Below are 3,937 nucleotides of genomic sequence, written 5' to 3' on the forward strand. Positions count from 1 at the left end.
GTAAATCAGCAACCACAGGAATGTTGAGCGGGAGCAGATGCTCTGCATTCCCAATTCCAGAGAGCATCAGCAGTTTGGGAGAATCGAATACACCCCCTAGCTATCTAATTGGTATACAAGGCAGGTAAGCTGAGGAAAGCACCTAGCAGCAGTAAAAAATTAGTGATAGTAAAGTTGCCTCGCCATCGCCCGGAACGAAAATTCAGTAATATCAAACGAATAATATTAGAATGTTCACTCATCGAGTGCGTGCATTGTGGGGCAGAATTAGCGCTACGCAGACCAAGACACATGCGTAAAACGATTCAAACAATGGATGGTGTAGTATTTGTGGCAGGTAAGAGTAAAGAATGTACCAATTCCAGTTGTACACATTTTGGTAAACATTACTACGCTACTGGCGTATTAAAATACAGCTTACCTTACAGTACATACGGGCTAGACGTGCTGGCATTTATAGGTTGGCAGCATGAACATGAGCATCAACAGTTGGCAGAAATTCGACGCTTATTAAACCACCGTGGTGTTGAAATTAACGAAAGCAATGTAGGTAAGCTATACCGTCAATTTCTGGCACTATTGGGTGGAACGATGGCACATACGCACTCGAAATTAGCTGCTACAGCCGCTGAACATGGTGGTTTAATTTGGGCAATTGATGCCTTACAGCCGGAAGGACACGGGACTCTGTTATACGTATTATATGAAGTATTAAGTGGTACACCAGTCAGTGCAATTCAATTGCCACAAGCACAAGGACAACAGCTAATTGAGTGGCTGCAACCATATCAAAAGTTAACGTACAAAGTGCTGGCAACATTGTCAGATGGGGAATCAGCAATCATCGCGGCAATGAATTCAAGTTGGCCAGATGCGCCCCATCAACGTTGTCAGGCACACTTTCTCAGTAATTTGAGTGGATCTGTGTTGCCATTAGATACAAAACTACGACAACTATTATTGGCAGACTTAGATGGAATGCCAAGAGTCCCTGAGTTCTCAGAAAGACCCCAAGACCCAGGCTCCGAACAGCAGCAAGACAGTCTCCCCTTTTTTCAGGAATCCCCTATTTGTCACGAGACATAGAGTTAATGGCAATCGAATCCCAGATTTGGGCTGCGATTCGGGATTGTGTCAATCGCACCAGTCGCAAACCTTTTCGCTGGGGCGGTTTAAGCGGCTACCAGCAATTAGAAACTATTGGACAGATACTACGTAGTTTACCATGTCGAGAAATTGATACAGATTATTTGTCTCTTTTGTCAGTATGGATTGATCAAGCTTTAAGCAACAATCTTTCGGTAGCGTTGGATTTGGAACAGGCTAACCTTTGGTTACGATGAATTGCTGATTGTTTGCATTACCCGAAATACTCCCACCCCTGACTGTCTAATCAGTATATTTAGGCTTATCGATTAACGTTTTTGCTAGGATTCAAGCTTTCAAATCTATTTTTATATACCGATAAGACAGTCAGGGTCCACATGTGCTAAACCATGCATTCCGTTGGCAAACGTATGAATGACTACAATAGTTGTTCCATATTGAGCAATCTTCATATTTCTTCTCCCCTAAATTTTTAACTAGCATGAGCCACGGCGCTGTTAACCATCCATTCCAAGGGTCGAGGCTGAAAATTTAATTCGCGTTTTGCCAAAGCATTTGATGCGCCTCGCATCTGAGTACCATAATAAACAGCATCCGCACCACTAATTCGCAGAGCATCCTCAACCGATACCTGCGGAGGTGGTGGAGCATTAAGCCACTGGGCATAAGCAGAAAGCCACTGGCGCACCGCTAAGGGTTGATCGTCCGTAATCAGGTAAATGCCAGGATTGCCTCGTTCTGCAATTCCACGCCTTGTTCGGCTAAAATTTGTGCTTTTTCTAAAGAACGTGTTAATGCAGCTACTTCATGTCCTTGCGCTAGCAATTGCGCGATTAGCGTCCGACCGATCGCTCCCGTTGCGCCTGCAACAAAAATCTTCATTTGTGAACCTCCTGTTGAAACCTGCAAAATATTTGAGAATCGCTAGTTGTGAGAATATGAGTTTCTCTCCTTGAAATAGCGATCGCCAGCCGACTGATAAACTTGAGTAGTATGACTTTGAGTTCAGCCGTACCAAAGGTATTGGTTAAAACGACTCTAATATTTCAAGTTCCCATTTTCGTTACAGATTCCTTGAATTTTTATTCTGTTAAAGACCGCCTCTGTTCGATTAACAAAGTCAGACTGAAAACGGTAATAATACGAAAGTAAAACTGTTCAAGATTAGATGTAGTTGTTGTTGCCATATCACTTCAGCACTAGCGACGAAGGATTTCCCCACTTACCACTGAATACGAATTGATCCAGCGGTTTGCGTTGCCTTGGCGATAGGTCACGTTCCTTGAGAGCATCTGGGAGTGTTATCGGATCGCCTTGATATCCGATCGCCATAGCCGTCCATGCCTCAAAACCTTCAGGTATGTCAAAGAGATCGCGTGCTTTGTCGGGAAGGATACCGATCATCTCATGGACACAAATTCCGCGTGCCGTTGCCTCTACCACAAGATTGCCACTAGCAAGTCCGAGGTCGTGAATAGCAGCCTTGTTCTCTTGATTATTGCGAGTAAATCTGAGACTGGCAATGCCCAAAGCCAGAACCGGAGCGTTTTGCGCCCATATCTGGTTTGCTTCCACGAGACACCATAGGAGTTGTTGAAAATGGTCAGGGTTTTCCTTGGTGGCAACAAGATAGCTCCAGGGTTGCTCGTTGTAGGAAGATGCTGACCACCGCGCCGCCTCGAATAATGAACGGAGATCGGCTTGTGAAACCGGACGATCCTGGAAGGCATAAGGACTCCAGCGTTCTGCGAGTAATTCATGAATCGGATAGTCTGTTAACGCTTTCTTTTTAGACATAATCGCTCCTTCGGTTCTTGTACTGCCTAACTTAGTCTTGATTGAATATGAAATGACTATACATGCAGGATTTGTCAAACATATAGCAGTTATCACGTAGGTTAGGACATCAATTGATCGTAAAACCCCGACACCAAGGGACTTTCAAGCCTGTTTCCTGCTATAACCAATTTTAGATGTGAACATTCCTAGATAAGACAAAAGAGCATCGTTGGTTGCGTTAACATATATTATTTATCTTGATGATGTGAAACTTGACTTCTATATATATATGGGTGTGAGCAAATCAATATTATGCAGCTAGTGAGAAAAAATTTTTCCCATCGTCGTAGCTAGCGCACAGGAGTCGATTCTTCTCACAGGCAATGGTTCAATAATTGCCGCAGGTAGGGGTAGCAGTGATCAGGATGGGGACTTAAACCTCCAAACAGGAAGACTCAACATTAAAAACCAGGCAAAAGTGACCGTCAGCAGTTCGGGCACAGACAGTGCAGGTTCCCTGTCTGTGGATGCCAATTGCATCTATTTCACAGCCAAGGCAGTATCCGATCTGACACCACAGGCGATTGCTTAAGCTTTATTACATTGTTATTTTTAATACTATTAATTTTGACAGTTTTGATGTAAACTCTCTTAAATAAAGAAAATAAACTCTGCAAAATGTATGTAAAATATAAAGAGATTTAGCTTTATTTATCTCATACAAAGAATAGATAAACAAACAATTTTATATAATAATTTGAAATTTTTCTGGCAAGACTTTTAAGTTTATTCACGTGAAGTAAATAATCCTGAAACTGAATAAAAATCATTAAGGCAATGAGAGATTTAAACTTCTTAAAATGGTTAGACATTGCTATTACCAGTGCAGTAATTTGCACTGGTAATTGTTTGATTGGTTTTGCCAGTGCCCCTTGTGCGATCGCTCAAATTACTTCAGATAAGCTGTTCCACATTTCAATTGCATAAATGGTAAACTAGATATATCCATGCATTCAGCATTATTATGCCTGCCAAAGGGTTTCTAGCTCAA

Annotated in this window: 6 protein-coding genes; 3 read left to right on the plus strand and 3 right to left on the minus strand. The window is 42.3% G+C overall.

All coding sequences use genetic code 11. From position 1 onward, the window contains the following. Window positions 1-291: 291 nt before the first annotated feature. Together V7L07_RS10210 and V7L07_RS10215 are read left to right on the plus strand one after the other, a co-directional pair. The gene (locus V7L07_RS10210) at window positions 292-1,086 is read left to right on the plus strand and encodes a hypothetical protein (RefSeq protein ID WP_335057414.1); all 795 of its coding nucleotides are present in this window, start codon (window positions 292-294) and stop codon (window positions 1,084-1,086) included. 5 nt (window positions 1,087-1,091) lie between these two features. Further along, window positions 1,092-1,343 carry a hypothetical protein gene (locus V7L07_RS10215; protein ID WP_335057416.1) on the plus strand — a complete coding sequence of 84 codons (252 nt, stop codon included), beginning with the start codon at window positions 1,092-1,094 and terminating at the stop codon, window positions 1,341-1,343. A gap of 236 nt (window positions 1,344-1,579) precedes the next feature. Here the strand turns inward: V7L07_RS10215 and V7L07_RS10220 are convergent, their stop codons facing one another. The 3 genes from V7L07_RS10220 to V7L07_RS10230 form a co-directional block, all read right to left on the minus strand. Beyond that, the gene (locus tag V7L07_RS10220; protein WP_335057418.1) at window positions 1,580-1,795 is read right to left on the minus strand and encodes a hypothetical protein; all 216 of its coding nucleotides are present in this window, start codon (window positions 1,793-1,795) and stop codon (window positions 1,580-1,582) included. 23 nt (window positions 1,796-1,818) lie between these two features. Then, window positions 1,819-1,989 (minus strand): NmrA family NAD(P)-binding protein, encoded by a 171-nt coding sequence (locus V7L07_RS10225; protein WP_335057420.1) that lies wholly within the window; start codon window positions 1,987-1,989, stop codon window positions 1,819-1,821. Between the two features lie 306 nt (window positions 1,990-2,295). Beyond that, complete coding sequence (locus tag V7L07_RS10230) at window positions 2,296-2,982, minus strand: nitroreductase family protein (protein WP_335057422.1); 687 nt, start codon at window positions 2,980-2,982, stop codon at window positions 2,296-2,298. Window positions 2,983-3,723: 741 nt separating this feature from the next. Between V7L07_RS10230 and V7L07_RS10235 the strand changes: the two genes are divergently transcribed. Next, window positions 3,724-3,873 carry a hypothetical protein gene (locus V7L07_RS10235; protein ID WP_335057424.1) on the plus strand — a complete coding sequence of 50 codons (150 nt, stop codon included), beginning with the start codon at window positions 3,724-3,726 and terminating at the stop codon, window positions 3,871-3,873. Window positions 3,874-3,937: the final 64 nt, after the last annotated feature.

The sequence above is a fragment of the Nostoc sp. genome (assembly GCF_036916985.1).
GTDB lineage: Bacteria > Cyanobacteriota > Cyanobacteriia > Cyanobacteriales > Nostocaceae > Nostoc.

Excerpts from the sequence above, each read along its gene's own strand:
- V7L07_RS10235 (WP_335057424.1), top strand. The coding sequence starts at position 3,724 with ATGAGAGATTTAAACTTCTTAAAATGGTTAGACATTGCTATTACCAGT.
- V7L07_RS10210 (WP_335057414.1), top strand. The coding sequence starts at position 292 with ATGCGTAAAACGATTCAAACAATGGATGGTGTAGTATTTGTGGCAGGT.
- V7L07_RS10215 (WP_335057416.1), top strand. The coding sequence starts at position 1,092 with ATGGCAATCGAATCCCAGATTTGGGCTGCGATTCGGGATTGTGTCAAT.
- V7L07_RS10225 (WP_335057420.1), bottom strand. The coding sequence starts at position 1,989 with ATGAAGATTTTTGTTGCAGGCGCAACGGGAGCGATCGGTCGGACGCTA.